General features: G+C 42.4%; 20 protein-coding genes. 8 read left to right on the top strand and 12 right to left on the bottom strand.

What is annotated here, in order from left to right:
- Positions 1–62 precede the first annotated feature (62 nt).
- The 3 genes from ade (at position 63) to dnaB (ending at position 3,804) form a co-directional block, all read left to right on the top strand.
- On the top strand, positions 63–1,694 hold the full coding sequence (gene ade / locus PN457_RS12150; protein WP_271733603.1) for an adenine deaminase: 1,632 nt from the start codon (positions 63–65) through the stop codon (positions 1,692–1,694).
- A 196-nt stretch (positions 1,695–1,890) separates the two neighbouring features.
- Positions 1,891–2,349 (top strand): 50S ribosomal protein L9, encoded by a 459-nt coding sequence (rplI, locus tag PN457_RS12145; RefSeq protein WP_271733602.1) that lies wholly within the window; start codon positions 1,891–1,893, stop codon positions 2,347–2,349.
- Positions 2,350–2,448: 99 nt separating this feature from the next.
- Complete coding sequence (dnaB, locus tag PN457_RS12140; protein WP_271733600.1) at positions 2,449–3,804, top strand: replicative DNA helicase; 1,356 nt, start codon at positions 2,449–2,451, stop codon at positions 3,802–3,804.
- A gap of 184 nt (positions 3,805–3,988) precedes the next feature.
- Here the strand turns inward: dnaB and PN457_RS12135 are convergent, their stop codons facing one another.
- Positions 3,989–4,510 (bottom strand): FKBP-type peptidyl-prolyl cis-trans isomerase, encoded by a 522-nt coding sequence (locus PN457_RS12135; RefSeq protein ID WP_271733599.1) that lies wholly within the window; start codon positions 4,508–4,510, stop codon positions 3,989–3,991.
- Between the two features lie 63 nt (positions 4,511–4,573).
- Positions 4,574–4,897, bottom strand: coding sequence for a phasin family protein (locus PN457_RS12130; protein ID WP_271733597.1), 324 nt, complete (start codon positions 4,895–4,897; stop codon positions 4,574–4,576).
- Between the two features lie 140 nt (positions 4,898–5,037).
- Here PN457_RS12130 and PN457_RS12125 point away from each other — a divergent pair, with 140 nt between their 5' ends.
- Together PN457_RS12125 and rlmN are read left to right on the top strand one after the other, a co-directional pair.
- Positions 5,038–5,346, top strand: a complete 309-nt coding sequence (locus tag PN457_RS12125; RefSeq protein WP_271733596.1) for a TIGR03792 family protein — start codon at positions 5,038–5,040, stop codon at positions 5,344–5,346.
- Positions 5,347–5,587: 241 nt separating this feature from the next.
- The gene (rlmN, locus tag PN457_RS12120; protein WP_271733595.1) at positions 5,588–6,646 is read left to right on the top strand and encodes a dual-specificity RNA methyltransferase RlmN; all 1,059 of its coding nucleotides are present in this window, start codon (positions 5,588–5,590) and stop codon (positions 6,644–6,646) included.
- Positions 6,647–6,650: 4 nt separating this feature from the next.
- On the opposite strand, the gene PN457_RS12115 is transcribed toward rlmN, so the two are convergent.
- The 6 genes from PN457_RS12115 to PN457_RS12090 all read right to left on the bottom strand — a co-directional run bounded on the left by PN457_RS12115 (position 6,651) and on the right by PN457_RS12090 (position 12,588).
- Entirely contained in the window at positions 6,651–6,851 is a 201-nt protein-coding gene (locus PN457_RS12115) for a replication restart DNA helicase PriA (RefSeq protein WP_271733594.1), read from the bottom strand.
- 436 nt (positions 6,852–7,287) lie between these two features.
- Positions 7,288–9,174, bottom strand: coding sequence for an excinuclease ABC subunit UvrC (gene uvrC / locus PN457_RS12110; RefSeq protein WP_271733593.1), 1,887 nt, complete (start codon positions 9,172–9,174; stop codon positions 7,288–7,290).
- A 46-nt stretch (positions 9,175–9,220) separates the two neighbouring features.
- Positions 9,221–10,405 (bottom strand): LL-diaminopimelate aminotransferase, encoded by a 1,185-nt coding sequence (locus PN457_RS12105; protein ID WP_271733612.1) that lies wholly within the window; start codon positions 10,403–10,405, stop codon positions 9,221–9,223.
- Positions 10,406–10,449: 44 nt separating this feature from the next.
- A complete protein-coding gene (locus tag PN457_RS12100; RefSeq protein ID WP_271733591.1) occupies positions 10,450–10,785 on the bottom strand; it encodes a thioredoxin family protein in 336 nt (111 codons plus the stop codon).
- A 175-nt stretch (positions 10,786–10,960) separates the two neighbouring features.
- Positions 10,961–11,737, bottom strand: a complete 777-nt coding sequence (locus PN457_RS12095; protein WP_271733590.1) for a PspA/IM30 family protein — start codon at positions 11,735–11,737, stop codon at positions 10,961–10,963.
- A 161-nt stretch (positions 11,738–11,898) separates the two neighbouring features.
- The gene (locus PN457_RS12090) at positions 11,899–12,588 is read right to left on the bottom strand and encodes a PspA/IM30 family protein (protein WP_271733589.1); all 690 of its coding nucleotides are present in this window, start codon (positions 12,586–12,588) and stop codon (positions 11,899–11,901) included.
- A 234-nt stretch (positions 12,589–12,822) separates the two neighbouring features.
- Here PN457_RS12090 and PN457_RS12085 point away from each other — a divergent pair, with 234 nt between their 5' ends.
- Positions 12,823–13,365, top strand: coding sequence for a DciA family protein (locus PN457_RS12085; protein ID WP_271733588.1), 543 nt, complete (start codon positions 12,823–12,825; stop codon positions 13,363–13,365).
- Between the two features lie 364 nt (positions 13,366–13,729).
- Positions 13,730–14,044: a hypothetical protein gene (locus PN457_RS12080; protein ID WP_271733587.1), complete on the top strand. Its 315-nt coding sequence runs from the start codon at positions 13,730–13,732 to the stop codon at positions 14,042–14,044.
- Between the two features lie 66 nt (positions 14,045–14,110).
- Here PN457_RS12080 and menB read toward each other — a convergent pair whose 3' ends face one another.
- Together menB and menD are read right to left on the bottom strand one after the other, a co-directional pair.
- Positions 14,111–14,944, bottom strand: coding sequence for a 1,4-dihydroxy-2-naphthoyl-CoA synthase (gene menB, locus PN457_RS12075; RefSeq protein WP_271733586.1), 834 nt, complete (start codon positions 14,942–14,944; stop codon positions 14,111–14,113).
- A 94-nt stretch (positions 14,945–15,038) separates the two neighbouring features.
- Positions 15,039–16,799: a 2-succinyl-5-enolpyruvyl-6-hydroxy-3-cyclohexene-1-carboxylic-acid synthase gene (menD, locus tag PN457_RS12070; RefSeq protein WP_271733585.1), complete on the bottom strand. Its 1,761-nt coding sequence runs from the start codon at positions 16,797–16,799 to the stop codon at positions 15,039–15,041.
- 95 nt (positions 16,800–16,894) lie between these two features.
- Between menD and folB the strand changes: the two genes are divergently transcribed.
- Positions 16,895–17,254, top strand: a complete 360-nt coding sequence (gene folB, locus PN457_RS12065) for a dihydroneopterin aldolase (RefSeq protein WP_271733583.1) — start codon at positions 16,895–16,897, stop codon at positions 17,252–17,254.
- Between the two features lie 105 nt (positions 17,255–17,359).
- Here folB and PN457_RS12060 read toward each other — a convergent pair whose 3' ends face one another.
- Positions 17,360–17,758, bottom strand: a complete 399-nt coding sequence (locus PN457_RS12060) for a response regulator (RefSeq protein WP_271733582.1) — start codon at positions 17,756–17,758, stop codon at positions 17,360–17,362.
- Positions 17,755–18,027: sensor histidine kinase (locus PN457_RS12055; protein ID WP_271733581.1), on the bottom strand; the 273-nt coding region annotated here is incomplete at its 5' end. The genes PN457_RS12055 and PN457_RS12060, both read right to left, overlap by 4 nt.

Genomic DNA, 18,027 nt, shown 5'->3' with positions numbered 1-18,027 from the left:
TACTGGTGTATGATTATGATAAAACTATATCGGGCACGAGCTGCAACTGGTGGAGGTGGGTGATGTCAACCTTTAAAATTTCTGGGCAAATTGTAGACGTTATCCACAAAACCATATTTCCTGGTACAATTACCATTGCTCAAGGGCGTATTCAATCAATTGAACAGGAACCAAAACAGAGTTACCAACAATACATACTTCCAGGTTTTATTGATGCCCATGTCCATATCGAAAGCTCAATGCTAGTGCCGACAGAATTTGCCCGTATAGCTACGGTGCATGGTACGGTAGGAGCGGTTTGTGATCCTCACGAAATAGCCAATGTCTTAGGAATGGCCGGTGTGGAGTTTATGCTCACCAATGCCACCCAAACACTATTTAAAATAGCATTCGGCGCACCTAGTTGTGTTCCCGCAACGACATTTGAAACAGCAGGTGCAAACCTTACCGCCATGGAAATCAAGCAATTATTCCAACATCCTGGGATTTCTTATCTGAGTGAAGTGATGAATGTCCCTGGTGTCCTAGGGAATAACACTGAGGTAATCTCAAAGATTGATTTGGCTAAAAAATTAGGATATCCCATTGATGGACACGCGCCAGGACTATCTGGTCAAGACTTACAAAAGTATGCTGATGCCAATATTACAACTGATCATGAGTGTTCAACTCTAGAGGAAGCTTTAGACAAAATCGCTGTGGGGATGAAGATTCTGATTCGTGAAGGTTCAGCAGCTAAAAACTATTTAGCCCTCCACAGCTTAATTGATTCTCACCCTGACCAATGTATGTTTTGTAGTGATGATTTGCATCCTGATGATTTGGTGAGGGGACACATTAATGAACTGGTGCGCCATTCCCTAATATTGGGTCATGATGTCATGAATGTGTTGCAAATTGCTTGTGTCAACCCAGTAAGACACTACAACCTCAATGTGGGTTTATTACAAGTTGCAGATCCTGCGGATTTCATAGTAGTGAATAATTTAGAGGAGTTTACAGTGCAGTGTACCTATTGCCAAGGTGTATTGGTGGCGAAAGAAGGTCAAGCACTGTTACCCTATGTCCCGGCATTATTTGTAAATAATTTTACTGCGAAGCCAAAACAAGCAAGTGATTTCCGAATTGTTGCCGCAGGTTCAACGGTGAGGGTAATTGAGGTGTGGGACGGACAATTACTAACCACGGAAAAGCATATATTGGCTAATATTGAGAATGGTGAAGTGGTGGCAGACTTAGAGAATGACATCCTCAAGATCGCCGTAGTCAATCGTTATCAAAACAGACCACCTGCTATGGGTCTGATCCACAATTTTGGACTACAACGAGGGGCGATCGCCTCCAGTGTTGCCCATGATTCTCATAATATAGTAGCGGTGGGTACAACGGATGAGGAAATCTCTAGGGCAGTGAATGCAGTCATTCAAGCCCAAGGAGGTATTGCTGTTGTTGAAGGTAAAACCGTCAAAGCGCTTCCCCTACCGGTGGCTGGATTGATGAGTGGTGATGATGGTTACACCGTAGCCGAGGAGTATGGACAACTGGATGCTTTGGCAAAAGATCTAGGTTCCAAACTTTCTGCACCTTTCATGACCCTGGGCTTTATGGCGCTGCTGGTAATTCCTGAGTTAAAACTCAGTGACCAAGGCTTATTTAGCAGCAATAACTTTGAATTTGTCTCACTGTGGGTATAGCAAATATGACATTTGCGCCTTTGCGCCTGGGGGTGAATCCTGATTGAGATAATTGATCAATAAATAGTTGCGATCGACCCCTATGATTCGCTAGGATCTGTAAGCTTTAGGGTATAAGCGAAGCTACTGGGGTTAATCAACAGATGATGCCGCTAAAACCCAAGTTAATCAAATTTTACACAGAAAAACAAAAAAGATGGCCAAACGTGTACAGTTAGTTTTAAATCAAGATATTAGCAAGTTGGGAAAATCCGGCGACTTAGTAGATGTAGCTCCCGGCTATGCTCGTAACTATCTCATTCCCCAAAAGTTGGCAACCCATGCCACTCCTGGTATTCTCAAACAAGTAGAACGCCGTCGGGAGAAAGAGCGTCAACGCCAATTAGAACTGCGTCAACAAGCTTTAGAGCGAAAAGCAGCTTTAGAAAAAATTGCTAGCTTGCAAATTGCTAAACCCCTGGGTGAAAACGAAGCGATTTTCGGGACAGTAACTACCCAAGACGTAGCAGAAGCGATCAAAACAGCTACCGGTGAAGAAGTTGATCGCCGTGGTATTTCTATTCCCGATATTAACCATCTTGGGACTTACCAGGCCGAAGTCAAGCTATATTCTGATGTCAGCGCTCAGGTCAATATTGAAGTTGTAGCCAGTTAAATTTTGGTGTTGTGTGGAGTACAGACGCGATAGCTACCGCTGTGCGTCAGCCATATAATCGCGTCTGTACAAGAAGTCCCAACTTTTCTTAAATGGCTTATGTCTGAAGAACTGAGTTTTCAAGGTAATGGTAGCGATCGCCTACCACCCCAAAATATTGAAGCAGAAGAAGCGATTTTGGGGGGAATTTTACTAGATCCAGAAGCCATTGGGCGAGTAAGCGATCGCCTCTTACCTATAGCCTTTTATATCAGCGCCCACAAAGATATCTATCAAGCGGCGCTGCGCCTTCATGCTCAAGGTAAACCCACAGATTTACTCTCAGTTACCAGTTGGTTAGCCGATCACGATCTCCTCGCCCGCATTGGTGGGAGAAATAAATTAGCTACTCTCGTAGACCGCACAGTCTCAGCTGTTAACATTGATGCCTTAGCCGGTTTGGTGATGGAAAAGTACCTGCGACGGCAATTAATTAAAGCTGGTAACGAAATTGTTCATCTTGGTTACGAGACAGAAAGCGAACTACCGATAATTTTAGACCAAGCAGAACAAAAAGTTTTTGGTGTTACTCAAGAACGTCCCCAATTAGGTCTAACTCACATTTCTGATACTCTGATTAATACCTTTCAAGATATTGAAACTCGCCACCAAGGTATTGCCTTACCGGGAATTCCTTGTGGTTTCTATGATTTAGACTCCATGACCACTGGCTTTCAGCGTTCTGATTTAATTATCATCGCCGGTAGGCCATCAATGGGGAAAACGGCATTTTGCTTGAATCTGGCTCACAACATTGCAGCTGGTTATAAATTACCAATTGCCTTTTTCAGCTTAGAAATGTCCAAAGAACAGCTAGTACAGAGACTATTAGCTAGTGAAGCGGGGATTGAAACTGGTTATCTGCGCAGTGGACGCATTAGTCAAACACAATGGGAACCTTTAAGCCGTGCCATTGATAAACTTTCAGACCTACCCCTTTTTATTGATGATACAGCTAATATTACCATCACCCAAATGCGTAGTCAGTCCAGACGACTGCAAGCAGAACAAGGAACAGAATTAGGATTAATTGTCATAGATTATTTGCAATTAATGGAGGGTGCAGGTGATAACCGCGTGCAAGAACTATCCCGAATTACTCGTTCTCTCAAAGGTTTAGCCCGGGAATTATCTGTACCAGTAATTGCCTTATCTCAGTTGAGTCGTGGTGTAGAAGCGCGTACCAATAAGCGCCCCATGTTGTCAGATTTGAGAGAAAGCGGCAGTATTGAGCAAGACGCGGATTTAGTTGTCATGTTATACCGCGATGATTATTATAATCCCGACAGTCCAGATCGAGGAATTGCAGAAATCATCATCGCGAAACACCGTAACGGTCCGACGGGAACCATAAAACTTTTATTTGATCCGCAGTTTACAAAGTTTAAAAATTTAGCGAAACAAGGTCATTATTAGTAATAATAATTAATTGGGAATTGGGGAAAGAAGAAATAGGCTTAATGCTCCCACACTTCCATCCCCTTCCCTGATAGCGTTTTCAGGTCTAGTGAGGAACCCGAATTATCTGTGTCCATCTGTGTACCTCTGTGGTTAATTAACCCTTAAAAGTACCTCACCAAACAGATAACTGCTATATTTCCTACTTAATACCCAGTAATTCCACGTCAAACAGCAAAGTAGCGTTGGGTGGAATCACACCACCAGCACCACGGGAACCATAACCTAACTCCGGGGGAATGATTAACTGACGACGACCGCCTACTTTCATGGTGCTTAGTCCTTCATCCCAACCTTTGATCACCTGTCCGATACCGATTTTAAACTCGAAGGGACTATTGCGATCGCGTGAGCTATCAAACTTCTTCCCATTTTCTAAAGTACCGGTGTAGTGAACTACAACGGTTTGTCCCCGTTCAGGACTCGCCCCAGTTCCCTCTTCCAATTCCACATATTTCAATCCAGATGGATTAGTTACAACACTGGTATCAGACATACTATTACTCGCAATCAAGGTTTGGTTTTTGGTGACATTCGTGGGTGCTGGTGTAGTTTCTGTTAAATTAGCGGCAACAGCAGAGTTGACTTTATTACCAACTTGTGCTAATACCAGAACTAAAACACAAACCAGCATGAAACCCACGCTGAGAAAAATTGATTTCAAAATTAGCTCTCCCTAATGAGGCAACCTGACATTTTTCAGATGATCAAGAGGACACAATTTAGTTTAACGCCAAAGCTTATTTTCTAAATCACGCACTTGACGCTCTAAACGGTCAATTCTACCCCGTAATTCATCCACTTCAGATTGACGAGCAACGCCGAAATCCTGCATAACATTCCGCATTTGTCGCTGCATTTGCTCTTCCCAGTTTCCTTGGTCTGACCTTAACTGCTGTACAATATCATCCATGACCGCCTTAGCTTGTTCAGGATCGAGTTTACCGTCCTTGACCAAATCGTCACTGACTTGGCGCATTTTTTCAGCTACCAAAGACGTTGTACCAATACCGAGCATCATTAACTGTTGTAACCAATTATTACTATCCATACTTTCTTCGGTGTTCCTTATTCTCCGCTAGCTGAGTTTGACTGTTGAGTGTAGTCATCAAGCTATGCTGGAAAAGTTGTGATTTTAGCCTACATTTCTATTTTGGCAAATTCTGAAAAACAGAAAGGAAATTAAATAGTGTGGTGATAGAACTCCTGAAATTTCAAGTTCCCCGAGAAGCGCGAGCAAATTACATCCAGAAGGATAGCGAAATTTGGACAACAACCCTGGCTAAGTATCCAGGATTTTTGGGTAAAGAAGTATGGACTAACCCCAATGACCCCACAGAACTTATTTTAATTATTCGTTGGGCAACAAGAGAACAGTGGCAAGCCATACCCGGAGAAGATTTACAAATAATTGCAGCCAAATTCGCCCAAGCCATGGGCGAAACCTACCCAATTGTCGAATCAGCAGAGTTTCAAGTGGAAAAATTTCTGGTTACCTAAGTATAAATACTAGATAAATATAGCAGTTCTCTGTTTGGTAGGTACTTTTAAGGGTTAATTAACCACAGATGGACACAGATAATTTGGTTTGCTCACTAAAGGTGGAAACGCTAGATGATTTTTCCTAGTTGGCTGTGTTTTCTGGCCTGCTGTGGTTCATTTGTCCCCCCTTCAAGAGAAGCACGCCCAAAATGATTTGAAAGTTGTAGCATAGAAATCAAGTATCAATTTTTGATTATTTATGTCTGCTACGCCTCTTGTTTCTCAGGTAAATTCAGTCAAATCAGCAATAATTCCGCCCCTACTAGGTGCTTCTGTTTCCGAGTTAAGCGGGTGGGTACAACAGCAGGGACAGCCAGCTTATCGAGGTAAACAGCTGCACGATTCGATTTATCATCAGGGTGTGCGATCGCTAGCTGATATTTCTGTCTTTCCTAAACAGTGGCGTGCAGAACTTGCAGAAATCCCCATTGGACGTTCAACGATACATCATCGTGCTGTGGCACCGGATGGCACGATAAAATATCTGTTACGACTTGCAGATGATCAAATCATTGAAACTGTTGGTATTCCCACGGCAAAACGGCTGACAGTTTGTGTTTCTACTCAGGTAGGTTGTCCCATGGCCTGTGATTTTTGCGCTACTGGTAAGGGTGGCTACACTCGCAACTTAGAAATACATGAAATCGTCGATCAAGTATTGACGGTGCAAGAAGATTTTCAGGAACGGGTTAGCCATGTGGTATTTATGGGGATGGGTGAACCGTTATTAAATACTGATAATGTATTAGCATCTTTAAGATGCTTAAATCAAGACGTGGGTATTGGACAGCGATCGCTGACTGTTTCTACCGTTGGTATTCGCGATCGCATCCGTCAATTTGCCCGACAGAATTTACAAGTCACTCTAGCTGTGAGTTTGCACGCACCCAACCAAGCACTTAGAGAACAACTCATTCCCAGCGCCCGACCATATCCTCTAGAAGACTTGTTAGATGAATGTCGGGAATATGTGGAAATCACGAGAAGACGTATATCTTTTGAATATATTCTCCTGGCTGGGTTTAATGACCTACCAGAGCACGCTTTACAACTAGCAAAATGTCTGCGGGGATTCCAAAGTCATGTGAACTTGATTCCCTACAATCCCATCCAGGAAGTTGACTACAAGCGCCCCAAAGGCGATCGCATTCAAGCCTTTGTGAACGTTCTCAAACAACAAAAAATTGCTGTGAGTGTCCGCTATTCTCGTGGTTTAGAAGCTGATGCTGCTTGTGGACAACTCCGGGCCAGTAAGTAAGTGTTTACCTAACTTTAGCACTCAATTGTTTTGTGACAGAAATACCAGGTGCATAAGCCTCAATTACTTTCCCGGTCAAGGTGCAACTGATCATCAAGTAATCGCAACTTGGGCATTGTGTCCTGGTTAAGTGACTATCAGTAATATAGTGTCTTTCCGCATCACTGCCGCAATTTGGGCAGTGAACTTTTTGGACTGTATTCATTTTTAAACCCCTGGTTGTAACTATTTATTAATCGAGAAGGCAAGAATTTTAAATTTAGATGCAGCAATAAGAAACTTTGATATTGGTTGATGCTTTTCCTGAAAGTTTGAAATTGAGGTTTTTATTGTCTTTGTATGCTATCCTATTTTTACAAAATTACCATCTTACTTTAGATATAGAAATCAAATTTTCACTTATAGATTTGTTAGAAAATGAGTGATCCCTATGATTAATCGTTTGAGAGAGCTTGGTTTTATAGTGCGACTGATATGTTTTAACAGCCTTTATTGTATTGAAAAAGTAACAGTGATAAATTACTGTATCCTCTGTAACAAAATTTCTCTTTTAAGATTTTGTTAACATTTAATGTAAAAATTGAAGAGATATTGAAGAGATCATTTAAATCCTGCTAGGAATTCCAGCAGGTAAATAATTGTTAATTATTGTGATGCGGATGGAAATAATTGTAAATTTCTTGGGCTAACCTCGGTCCAATCCCTGGAACCTCAGCTAGTTGTGTGAGTGTGGCTTGTCTGATATAATCAACAGAGCGGAAATGTCCTAAAAGCTGCTTTTGTCGATGATGTCCTAAGCCGGGAATTTCATCTAAACGCGATCGCTTAAATTGCTCACTGCGTTGTTGACGATGAAAACTCACAGCAAAACGATGGGCTTCATCTCTTAACCGGCGCAATAACTGTATTCCTGGTTGTTCCGCGTCAGTTTCTAAAGGTTGAGACTGTCCGGGTAAAAAAATCTCTTCTCGTTGCTTGGCCAAACTGACAACCCGCAGGTCTGCTAATAAATTCATTTCCCGCAGGACAGCCACCACCGCCGATAACTGACCTTTACCGCCATCAATCATAATTAAATCAGGCCAATCGGGATTCCCTACCCTGGGTAATTGTGGGTCGGCGCTATACTGACGAAATCGCCTATGGATAACTTCAGCTAAACTGGCAAAATCATCTGAATGTCCAGTTGTCACCGTGGGGTTTTTAATTTTGTAGTGGCGATAGTGCTGTTTACCAGGTAACCCATCAATAAATACAACTTGGGAACCCACAGCATTAGACCCCTGAATGTGAGAAATATCATAACCTTCCATGCGGTGGGGTAAATCTGGTAAATTAAGAATAGCGGCTAAATCTGCCATGGCTTCATGGTTGCGATCGCCTAACTTCTGCATTCTCTGTAATTCATACTCAGCATTCCGCTGGACCATCTCAATTAATTCTGCCTTAGTTTGGCGCTGGGGTACTGAAATTGTGACTTTTCTCCCCTTGCGTTGAGTCAAGATATCCGCCAATATTTCCCCATCTGGTAACTCGTGCTGTACTAAAATCTCTGTGGGAATTTCCACCGCATCAGCAGGTTGATAATGCTCTTCTAAAACTCGCTGTAAAATCGCTCCCGGTTCAGCATGACTATTGGCGACAAATGCCAACCGTCCTACAAGTTTCCCGGCGCGAATCTGAAATAATTGAATACAAGCGTGTTCTTTGTCAGTTGCCAGTGCTAAAGCATCCCGTGAAACTGTATCATCTGGTAAGGAAACCTTTTGATCAGCGGTTAAGGATTTTAACCCAGATATTTGATCACGAATCCGCGCCGCTAATTCAAAGTTTAAGGCTTCAGCTGCGGTTTGCATTTGTGCTGTGAGAATATCAATCAATTCCTGGGTTCTTCCTTGGAAGATCATCGCCACCTTTTCTACAGTTTTGCGGTATTCTGGGGGGGAAATTAACTGTTGACATACACCAGGACATCGCCCTAGGTCATAATTCAAGCAAGGACGGTCCTTAAACAGTGGTTGGCGTCGTTGTCGCAGTGCAAAAATGCGTTTAGATATGCTTAATATTTCTCGTAATAAACCTGTATCTGTATAAGGACCGTAAAACTTATCTTGAGCGTTACCTAGTTGACGTTTGCGAGTGATGAAAATCCGGGGATAGTCTTCTGACCAAGTAATACAGATATAGGGATATTTTTTGTCATCTTTGAGTAAAACGTTAAAATATGGCTGATGCTGCTTAATTAAGTTGGCTTCTAGGGCTAATGCTTCGGCTTCGGTATCGGTGACAATAAATTCAATCTCCGTCACCTGCTGAACCATGGTAGCTGTACGATGGCTTTTGTGATTTCCCTCGCGAAAGTAGGAACGAACACGCGATCGCAATTTCCGTGATTTCCCTATATAGATAATGCGATCGCTCCGGTCGCGCATCAAATAAACACCCGGCTCCGCGGGGATTTCCCCAAGACGGGCTGATAAACGTTCAGGCTCTTTAATCAGTGGTAGTGTTTTATCAGATACATTCACGGTTAAAGTTAGGTAATTTGAGAATATACCTAACTTTATTTTAAGTTTATGCTGGGTGTGAAGTTTGAAGAAATTTAGCAATTCTCTCCACAGCGGTTTCCAGTAACGGTGGTTCATGTACCAAAGCAAAGCGGACATATCCTTCTCCAGATTTGCCAAAACCAGCACCCGGAGAAGCTGCTACACCAGTTTGTTTGACTAACTCAGTGCAGAATTCCACAGAATTTTGATCCCAATGGGAGGGTAACTTAGCCCAGATGTACATTGTCCCTGCGGGTGTGGGTACTGGCCAACCGATACGGTGTAAAGCGGTGATAAACGCATCCCGACGTTTAGCGAAGGTATTAACAGCATCTGTGACTCCCCCTTGAGGTCCTGTAAGGGCGGCGATCGCACCATTCAAAATACCGCGATACTGATTAAAATCAATGGCTGCTTTGACTTGGCGTAAAGCCTGAATTAAGTGGGGATTACCGATGGCGTAGCCTATACGGAAGCCCCCCATATTATAGGACTTAGAAAGGGTAAAAAATTCAATAGAGACACTTTTATCTGGGTCAGCTTGCAGCACAGAGGGTACATTGTCAGTTTCCCCAAATACCAAATCCACATAGGGGAAATCGTGAACTAGAACCAAATTATGTTCCTGACAGAAAACCACAGCCTCTTGGAAGAAAGATAAAGGAGCGATGGCGGTCGTAGGATTATGAGGATAGCTCAATACCATCATCCGGGATTGGGCCAAAACATTTGCTGGAATCTCCGCAAATACCGGCAAGAAATTGTTTTCTGCCCTTAGTGGCATTGGGTATATTTGACCACTAGCTAAATGTACTCCCCCCGCGTGGGATGGGTAGCCCGGATCTAATAATAAGGCGAAATCCCCTGGATTCAGGACTGCTAAGGGTAGATGGGCTGTACCTTCCTGGGAACCAATGAGGGGCAGCACCTCTGTTTCTGGGTCAACTTTGATACCAAATTTTTCTTGATACCAGCGAGCAGCTGCTTGGCGAAATCCTTGAGTACCGTGAAACAATAAGTAACCGTGGGTACTCGGGTCAGGGAGAGATTTGGCTATGGCTTCAATTACGTGGGGTTGAGCTGGTAAGTCCGAAGATCCTAAGGACAGGTCAATTAACTGCCTTCCTGCTGATAAAGCCACAGCTTTCGCTTTGTCCATATCAGCAAATACATTGGATTGCAGGGGTTGTAAACGGTGAGCAAACTGCATATTAGTCATTAGTCCTTAGTCATTAGTTAGCTACTGCCCCTAGACTAATTATTACTTAAGTGTTTATCTAAAAACTGAAGTAATCTGTCTTTGCCAATCGCTCCTTCTGTGGATGCTAATAGCTTTTCTCCCTGAACGAGTCTAAAGGCTGGTACACCTTCTACTTGGTAGTTTTTCACGGTGGTGGGGTTAGGATCGACCTCCATTTTAACTATTTTCAGGCGATCGCTGTATTTGGTAGCCGCAAGGTTAATTAAGGGCGACATCAATTTACATGGGCCACACCAGGAAGCCCAAAAGTAAACTAACACAGGTTGCTCGGACTGCAATACTTCTGATTCAAATTCATTATCAGTTATGGTGATTACGCCTTCACTCATGACAGTCTCCATTAAGTGACATTAATCAAAGTTCACACACAATACTTTATCTTAAAAGTGCTGGATACTGTCATTAATGATGGTGATGAAAAGCGAAAAATAGTTGAATGCTCATGTAACATCCCACAAGCGAAGTTGTGGGAATTACGTAGAAGTAAGGAAATATGCCTTACATTTAATCTATTTCATTTAATTGCCTTTTCAGGGCTTCTAAGTCGGCATCAACAACATCATAAGATTTGGCAGCGCTGCTCTCTTTTTCTGGTGGTGTTTGTAGTTGGTTGGGTGCTGCCGCAGGTGGTAGCATTTGTGCCTTCAATGCTGCTAACTCATCATCAACATCGCTACTTTCCAACTGGGCAAATTGGGTTTCTAAATCCGCACCAGCCAACTCCGCTCCGGCTTGGGCGCGAGCTTCTTGCATCAAGACCTTTTCTTCCATGCGCTCAAATGCAGCCATGGCGCTGCTGGTACTCATCCCCCGCACCATACCTTCGAGTTGCTCTTGGGCTTTGGCGGAGGTAATGCGAGCTTTGAGCATTTCTTTTTTGGTTTTGGCTTCAGAAATCTTGCTTTCTAGCTGCATTAAGTTGCGCTTGAGGGTTTCAGTTTGAGTGGTTTGCTGATCTAAGCTAGTTTTGAGAGCCAGACTGGTATCACTAAAACTCTTTTTACGTTCTAGAGCTTGTCGTGCTAGGTTTTCATCGCCCTTTTGCAGGGCTAATTGAGCATTGCGTTGCCACTTGTTGATTTCATTTTGGGACTCATTGTACTGTGTCTGAGTGCGTTTTTGAGCAGCGATCGCCTGAGCTACACCTTGACGCAACTGTACCAAGTCTTGCTGCATTTCCAGGATAGCTTGTTCTAGCATTTTTTCTGGGTCTTCAGCTTTATTCACCAAGTCGTTGAGGTTAGAGCTGACTACTCGTCTAATTCGATCAAATAATCCCATAATTTTTTTTCCTTTGGCAGTGGACGCGTTTTGTGATTAAGTTTTCTTTTTTACTATTTTAGTAGCTGTCTATTTCAATGTAATTTTTCCCGCTTGGTTCCCTACCTCCCGAAGCCCGTTATTTTTTAAGATATATCCTAAATGTGCTCATTGCCCAATGTTTAGCGGTCTTGACTCTCAGGTAATTGCTGTTGACTTAACACCTGACCTTTGAGGGCTGCTAATTCCCTATCGATGTCACTAGCAGCTTCTAGGGAGTCGAATTGTTTTTGTAAGTCGTCAGTACCCAGTTGCGCCATGGCTTCTGATTGGGCTTCAATTTGCAAAACTTTATCTTCCATGCGCTCAAAGGCATTGAGACTACTGGTAGGGGAGGTAGTATCGAGCATATCCTGGAGTCGGACAGCAGCCTCAGCGGAACGGGCGCGAGCTATATACATATCTTTTTTGGTTTTCGCCTCGCTGATTTTTAACTCTAGCGATCGCATATCCTTTTTTAGTCTAGCTACTATCTCATTTTGCTGCTCTATTTGAGTAGATAGAGCCGTAGCCGTTTCTTGATAAGCTTTGCGTTTAGTTAAAGCTTCCCGTGCTAAAAGTTCATTTCCCTGTTGTAGTGCTAATTGAGCGCGGCGATACCATTCTTCTGATGTTGATTGTGCGCCAGCGGCCTGTCTTTCGGTGCGTTTTTGAGTGGCGATGGCCTGTGCGACTCCTTGTCGTAATCGCACCAAGTTGTCCTGCATCTCCATGACGGCTTGTTCGAGAATTTTCTCTGGATCTTCGGCACTACCTAGCAAGCTATTGATATTAGCGCGAATTATCCGCAGGATACGCTTGATAATTTCCATGTTGACTCTCCATTGATGTTTTGTCCACAGTGCCGTGGAATGGAAACTAAGTACTAGGCAAAAAGAATGCAATATCCAATACCCATGGACTCAGCCGGATAAATGATAAATATTGTCTTCATCCTATCCTAGACTTTTACCTTCCTGGGGGAATATTTAAACCAGGTGTGTTTTAGCTGACATATTTATCTGCCACTATTTTAAATAGGTCTGAAAAAATTTTAATCTCTCAAGATGTCGTTTAAGTCAGTTAATCATATTTTAGATGGTCTAAAACAACAAGCCAAATGGCAAGAACAACCCTTGCAGCGCTTGCTAGAGTTATGGCCAGATATTGTGGGAAAAGTGGCTGCTACCCATACGCGTCCGTTATCAATTCAGCGTCATGTTTTATTCGTAGCAACTTCTAGCGCTGCTTGGGCGCAGAACATGACATTTGGACGCACCGCTGTGCTTTTAAAGTTAAATCAAAATTTGTCTGAGCCGTTGGTAGATATTCGCTTTTCCACTAAAGATTGGCAGCCTCTTCCAGATTACTTACAGCCCATAAGCATTATCCCACAGGAGCATCCCAGTTATCTGGGTGATGTCAGTAGTTCACCGAGTGAGACTACACCCACTATTGAGAATCCCAAGATGGCTTTTGCATCCTGGGCTAAAAGAATGCAAGGGCGATCGCATGGCTTACCCCTTTGTCCACAGTGTCAGGCTCCCACCCCACCCGGTGAACTCCAGCGTTGGGGTGTGTGTTGTGTTTGTGTTTCCAAGCAGTTTTAAATCTTTATGAGTTAATAACTATATGAGTTTATTTTAAAGTCTGCCGTTTATCCTGAGTAAACTGGGAGATTTCATGACACCGACCATACCCGATTCATCAATTTAGGATTTAATTTAAATCCATGATCCTAACTTTATCTTTGATCCCTAGCGGTTTTTAGTCTTAAATAAGCGTGTACCCACTCCTGTGATCATTTACATATATAACAAGAATATAAAGAGATCGTAAAGTTTATCCCGGTGCGGGGATCGCTGAAACCTAGGTAAAATAATGACTTTTTGGTGATCTTACCTATTTATATATAAAGGCACAATATAAGAACAATAGAAATTAATCATAAATTGCATTTAAAGATGAACCCCAATGAAACCCATTAAATCCTTGACATCTGCCTGTAGATATTGTCGTCATTACCAGCCAGAAGGTCGCCGAGGCGGAATGTGTCAGAAGTTAGGAAGCCCCGTACAAGCAAGTTGGAAAGCTTGCTCTTTGGCGCTTCCACCTTTTGCACCTTCTTGGGAAACGTTGGAAGACGCTTGGGGTTTACCAGATGCAACAAGAGTTTTAGGTTCTTCACCAACTCTGGCTACACATCCAGAGAATACTATGATTGCGCCTGTAGAGGAAATAACTACCTACACTTCCCAGGAGGCTAAGACTCAGATGGCGCAAATATAGTATTTATCTGTGGTTTTCTATTTATTTGGTGTGCTTAATCAAAAAAAGCGATTAAGTATCGACATTTTAAGGTAGCCAAGGAAAGGTGCGAAAATTCGGGGGACGTTTTTCTAAAAAGGCTTGTTTTCCCTCAGAACCCTCTTCTGTCATGTAATACAGTAAGGTGGCGTTTCCGGCCAGTTCTTGTAAACCAGCTTGTCCGTCACAATCAGCGTTGAATGCTGCTTTTAGACACCGAATTGCAATCGGACTTTTTTCTAAAATTTCTTGCGCCCATTGAATACCTTCAGCTTCTAGTTGTTCTACTGGGACAATACAATTAATTAAACCCATATCTAGAGCTTGTTGTGCATTATATTGGCGGCATAAAAACCAAATTTCCCGTGCTTTTTTTTGTCCCACAATACGGGCGAGATAACTAGCACCAAAACCACCGTCAAAACTGCCTACTTTAGGGCCAGTCTGTCCAAAAATAGCATTATCCGCGGCAATGGTGAGGTCACAAATCAAGTGCAGCACGTGTCCACCACCCACAGCATAACCAGCTACTAAAGCAATTACCACTTTTGGCATAGAACGAATCAGTCGCTGCAAGTCTAAGACGTTTAAGCGGGGGATCCCAGCATCGTCAACATAACCGGCCTGTCCTCGGACACTTTGATCTCCCCCAGAACAGAAAGCGTATTTACCATCAGTGTGTGGTCCAGCACCAGTAAATAGAACTACGCCTATACTAGTATCTTCTCGGGCATCACAGAAAGCGTCATACAGTTCAAAGACGGTTTTGGGACGGAAGGCATTCCGTTTATGGGGACGGTTAATGGTAATTTTAGCAATGCCATCGGTTTTGTGATACAGTATATCTTCGTAGTTTTTGGCTATTTGCCAGTTAATGTGCATGATGTATATAGTAAGATGAGATGAGAATTGAGAATTTTATGTGAGTAACTTTTGTATCTTGTGGTTTGGGCATCTTGCCCGCTGCTAGTTTACCTTACAAGAGATGCACTGCAATATCTAGCGCTAATTTCTCTAAACTTTCTTTTCTCCACTGAGCATCTAATTTTCTATTTGTCCTGACTTCTAAAACTCTAATTCCCTTATTTGGTAAAACAGACAATTTCTTCTGTAACTGTTCCCAAGAACTAATAAACTCATGCGGTATATTGTATGTAGCACATAACCGAGCAAAATCGATATTCTGGGGAGTGGCAAAAAATTCTTCAAATGGTGGCTCAAATTTGGCTATGGGTAACATTTCAAAAATACCCCCACCATTGTTATTAATTAACACAATGGTCAAATGTCCTAGGAATTTGTTTTTAATTAAAAATCCGTTGGTATCATGTAATAAGGCCAAGTCCCCTGTTAACAGCACACTACTTTGCTGATGGTGTGCAATTCCTAATGCTGTGGATAGTATGCCATCAATGCCATTTGCACCTCGGTTAAAATAAGGTTGCACACCTAAGTTATTCGGTTTCCAGAAATATTCTACATCCCTGACCGGCATACTATTAGAAATAAATAGGGGTGTTAGTGGGGGGAGATTTTGAGAAATTACCCACGAGATTTTACTTTCAATTATTTCGTCTATATTCGCAAATATTTCATCAATTTTTTTTCGGACTTGTATTTCTAGATAACACCATTTTTGTAAATAAATCCCTGGGTGACTATTCACTGCGCCCCAGTCATATATATTTTCTACAGATATCCTTAAATGTGTGGTTTTTCCATGTAAAGGGTCTAGGTCTTGATAACTACTATCAATTATCCAGTATTGGGGTTGGGTGTTAGATAGCCAGTGACGTAGTTCTTTACTGGTAGGCATTTCGCCAATTTGAATTACTATTTCTGGTGTTAATTCTTGGGCAAGTTTCTGATTACGTAAAATGATATCGTAGGTGGAAATTAAGTATGGGTTGAGGCTAGCATAATTTCTGAGTGGGGAAAGTCCCTCAGCTAAAACAGGCCAGTTGAGTGTTTGGGAAAGATGGGCGATCGCTTGACAATATTTCTCGGCTTTTTGGGGTTGAGCGACACCGGCGATGATGATCCCGCGTTCAGATTGTAACCACTGTTGGGGAATGGGGAATGGGGAGTGGGGAATGAGGTTAGTCTTTCCTACACCTGCAAAAAAGGCTTCTGGGTGTAAGTTTGACTGTAAATTCCTCAAGTCAGTTCCATCGGGAATGGGTGCGAGGGGGTCACGGAAGGGAATATTTAAATGAACTGGCCCCTGTGTGGGAATTTGACAGCGCTCCCAAGCATGAATGACGGTTTGTCGGAGATAACCGAGCATTTTCAAGTCTGGGGAGGGTATAGCTAACTCTGCTTGCCAGTTTGGGTAATTACTATATAATTTTACTTGGTCTATGGTTTGCCCCGAATGACAATTTCTTAATTCTTGTGGTCGATCGCTGGTTAACACCAACAATGGTACACGACTTTCTTGGGCCTCAATGATTGCGGGGTAAAAATTCGCTCCTGCGGTTCCAGATGTGCAAACCAATGCTACAGGAACCCCGGTGGCTTTGGCTCTTCCCAAGGCGAAAAAAGCGGCTGAACGCTCATCAAGAATAGAAATGGCTTCAATATCAGGTATTTGCTCGACAAAGGCGACTACTAAAGGTGTAGAACGGGAACCAGGACAAATGACTACACAGTTCAATCCCAAGCGTTTGAGTGTCTCGGTCAATATGTAAGCCCAAAGTTGATTAACATTCTGATAGGCTGGTGTTAAATCAAGCATAGCCATCCTATCATTTGAAATTCTCTTGCAAATTTCTCTGGGAAAGTTGAAGTTTTCCAGTCACCGCTAAATGTCAAATTTACTCTCAAGGTCTTATGGATTGCATTCATTTAACTAATATTCGCTGCTATGGTTACACTGGATATCTACCAGAAGAACAGGTATTAGGGCAGTGGTTTGAGGTGGATGTGAAGTTATGGTTAGATATGTCCACCGTTGCTAAGACTGATGCCATTGAAGATACTATAGATTATCGCACTGTCATTAGTTCCATACAACATCTGGTAAAAACAGCTAAGTTTGCTTTAGTAGAAAAATTAGTAAGTGTGATCGCTGATTCTATGCTGGAAAAGTGCGATCGCGTCACAAAAGTGCAAGTCATTCTCAGTAAACCCGCCGCGCCTATTCCTGATTTTGGTGGCAGAATTAGTGTTGAAATGACTAAAACCAGGTAGATGCTCACCACTGCATCTCTTGGGGTCAAAAAATACCATACTGTTATTATAGGTATTGATGTTTAGGATTTTCTTGGCAGCATCAATATAGCAGCTTGTATGAATTCAGAGATTTTCTTGCTTTTTGAGATCATGTTCAGATATTATTCTGACTATTTCCTCGCAAATCGTCACGGGGTTAAAAGGTTTGGTAATCACTCCAGCAACACCCATTGTGCTAAAATGTTTCCGATCTTTTGATAATACCTTTGCAGTTACTAAAATAACTGGTATCAATTGGGTAGCAGTATCAGCTTGTAACTTTTCCCAGACTTGAAAACCATCCATATCTGGCATAGATACATCTAATAAAATTGCATCGGGGGATTCTAATTTAGCTTTGAGTATAGCTTCTTTTCCGGATGTGGCTACAATTGCTTGCCAAAGGGCAAACTTTTCTAAAGATACTCGTAAAACAGCACAAATATCTTTTTCATCATCGACAATCAAAATTTTTTTTGTCATAGATATTTTCTCGGTATAGTAAAGTAAAATGTGCTACCAATATTTAATACACTTTCTGCCCAAATTTTACCCTGATGTTCTTCAACAATGCTTCTACAAATTGCCAGACCCAGACCTGTACCGCCTTTTTGGCGAGCGTCGGATACATCAACTTGTTGAAACCTCCCGAAGATCGCTTCTAATTTTTCCGGGGGAATACCTTTACCTTGATCTGTGATGGTAAACAGAATATCTTCCTCACTCATACTTACTGACAATTCCACAGTACC

The sequence above is a fragment of the Anabaenopsis arnoldii genome, assembly GCF_028331025.1.
In the GTDB taxonomy this organism is placed as follows: domain Bacteria; phylum Cyanobacteriota; class Cyanobacteriia; order Cyanobacteriales; family Nostocaceae; genus Anabaenopsis; species Anabaenopsis arnoldii.
The sequence above is the reverse complement of the archived record's forward strand: the minus strand, read 5'-3'. Positions and strand labels throughout refer to the sequence as shown.

Bases quoted from the DNA above. Each gene is read 5' to 3' on its own strand.
- ade (WP_271733603.1), top strand. From the start codon at position 63: ATGTCAACCTTTAAAATTTCTGGGCAAATTGTAGACGTTATCCACAAA.
- rplI (WP_271733602.1), top strand. From the start codon at position 1,891: ATGGCCAAACGTGTACAGTTAGTTTTAAATCAAGATATTAGCAAGTTG.
- dnaB (WP_271733600.1), top strand. From the start codon at position 2,449: ATGTCTGAAGAACTGAGTTTTCAAGGTAATGGTAGCGATCGCCTACCA.
- PN457_RS12130 (WP_271733597.1), bottom strand. From the start codon at position 4,897: ATGGATAGTAATAATTGGTTACAACAGTTAATGATGCTCGGTATTGGT.
- rlmN (WP_271733595.1), top strand. From the start codon at position 5,588: ATGTCTGCTACGCCTCTTGTTTCTCAGGTAAATTCAGTCAAATCAGCA.
- PN457_RS12115 (WP_271733594.1), bottom strand. From the start codon at position 6,851: ATGAATACAGTCCAAAAAGTTCACTGCCCAAATTGCGGCAGTGATGCG.
- PN457_RS12105 (WP_271733612.1), bottom strand. From the start codon at position 10,405: ATGCAGTTTGCTCACCGTTTACAACCCCTGCAATCCAATGTATTTGCT.
- PN457_RS12100 (WP_271733591.1), bottom strand. From the start codon at position 10,785: ATGAGTGAAGGCGTAATCACCATAACTGATAATGAATTTGAATCAGAA.
- PN457_RS12095 (WP_271733590.1), bottom strand. From the start codon at position 11,737: ATGGGATTATTTGATCGAATTAGACGAGTAGTCAGCTCTAACCTCAAC.
- PN457_RS12090 (WP_271733589.1), bottom strand. From the start codon at position 12,588: ATGGAAATTATCAAGCGTATCCTGCGGATAATTCGCGCTAATATCAAT.
- PN457_RS12085 (WP_271733588.1), top strand. From the start codon at position 12,823: ATGTCGTTTAAGTCAGTTAATCATATTTTAGATGGTCTAAAACAACAA.
- PN457_RS12080 (WP_271733587.1), top strand. From the start codon at position 13,730: ATGAAACCCATTAAATCCTTGACATCTGCCTGTAGATATTGTCGTCAT.
- menB (WP_271733586.1), bottom strand. From the start codon at position 14,944: ATGCACATTAACTGGCAAATAGCCAAAAACTACGAAGATATACTGTAT.
- menD (WP_271733585.1), bottom strand. From the start codon at position 16,799: ATGCTTGATTTAACACCAGCCTATCAGAATGTTAATCAACTTTGGGCT.
- folB (WP_271733583.1), top strand. From the start codon at position 16,895: ATGGATTGCATTCATTTAACTAATATTCGCTGCTATGGTTACACTGGA.
- PN457_RS12060 (WP_271733582.1), bottom strand. From the start codon at position 17,758: ATGACAAAAAAAATTTTGATTGTCGATGATGAAAAAGATATTTGTGCT.